The sequence below is a fragment of the Stenotrophomonas sp. Steno-C18 genome, assembly GCF_056393195.1.
The window spans coordinates 1-1,155 of sequence record NZ_JBWJOX010000025.1 but is presented as its reverse complement, the minus strand read 5'-3'; the positions used below and the strand labels follow the sequence as shown (position 1 = coordinate 1,155).

General features: G+C 72.7%; 1 protein-coding gene. It reads right to left on the bottom strand.

Annotation, left to right across the window (positions count from 1 at the left end):
• A partial coding sequence (locus AC06FE_RS19530; protein ID WP_478073991.1) for a type VI secretion system Vgr family protein occupies positions 1-1,155 on the bottom strand: 1,155 nt, incomplete at both ends.

The window sequence follows — 1,155 nt, the reverse complement described above, 5'->3', positions numbered from 1 at the left end:
CCCATCACCGTGGTGTCGCTGTGCTCGCCACTGGCCAGCAGCAGCCCTTCACCGGCCGTCCAGTGCAGCGCTTGCCCGGCCACCTGAGCGATGCCCGCCGGCGCGGCCAGGCCCAGCAGCGGATCACCGCTGTGCGGCACCCGCCCTTCACCCGGCTGCACTTGCCGCTCGGCGGCCTCGCTTCGGGCCTCGCCGTAGCCATCGCCACGTACCGTGGTGTTGACGCTGTCCTGCAGCGCCGCCAGCGGCGCCTTGTCGGCGACCAGTTGCGAGCGCGCCTTGCCACGCGCACCTTCCTGCAGCGCCAACGGGCTGGTCAGGTGGGTCCGTGCCGCCTCGCTGAAGCGCTGGCCCAGCTGGTTCACCTGCTTGAGCAGGGCCGACGGCTGCACCGCCTCGCCTACCGGCTGTGCACCGTCATGCGCATACGCACTGAACCAGCTGCCCGCCGTCGCACGCACCGCCCCCCAGCCGTCGGTGCGTAGCTCGAAGCCGGTGCCGCGCAGGCTGCCCAGGAAGTTGTCCGACTGGTGGCGCAGGTGGCCCAGCGTCAGCTGCGAGGTCTGCTGGCTGCTGGCCAGCTGCACCCGCAGCTGCTGGTCCGAGTCATCGAACAGCAAGTGATTGCTGCCCTGCCCGCCGTCCCATTCGCGTGAGCGGATGCCCCACACCGCACCGGCGTGCCGGTGCGCATCGTCCCCCCCGCCGGCGGCATGCCAGGCCGGGGCGTGGCCACCGCTCAGGTTGCCCTGCGCACTGCTGCGCTGGTCGCCGGCCTGCCCGTAGATCGCGCGATCCGTCTCGCCCTCGGCCCCGGCCGGGGTCGGCGCCACGCCCGCTTCGCCGCGGCCGTTGTACAGCGCGCCCAGCACGATGGGCCGGTCGATGTCGCCCTCCAGGAACCCCACCACCACTTCCTGGCCGATGCGCGGCAGGAACTGGCTGCCCACACCCGGCCCGGCGTAGCGCTGGGCCACCCGCAGCCAGGTGGTATCGCCCTGCGCATCCTGGAAATGGAAACGCACGCGTATCCGTCCCAGGCTGTCGGCATGGACGTCCTGCCCGCCACCGTCGTGGCCGGCCACCACGATGGCGGTCTGGTAGCCCGGCGCGGTCGGCCGGGGGTTCAGGCGCGCACCGGTGGCATCGTGCAGC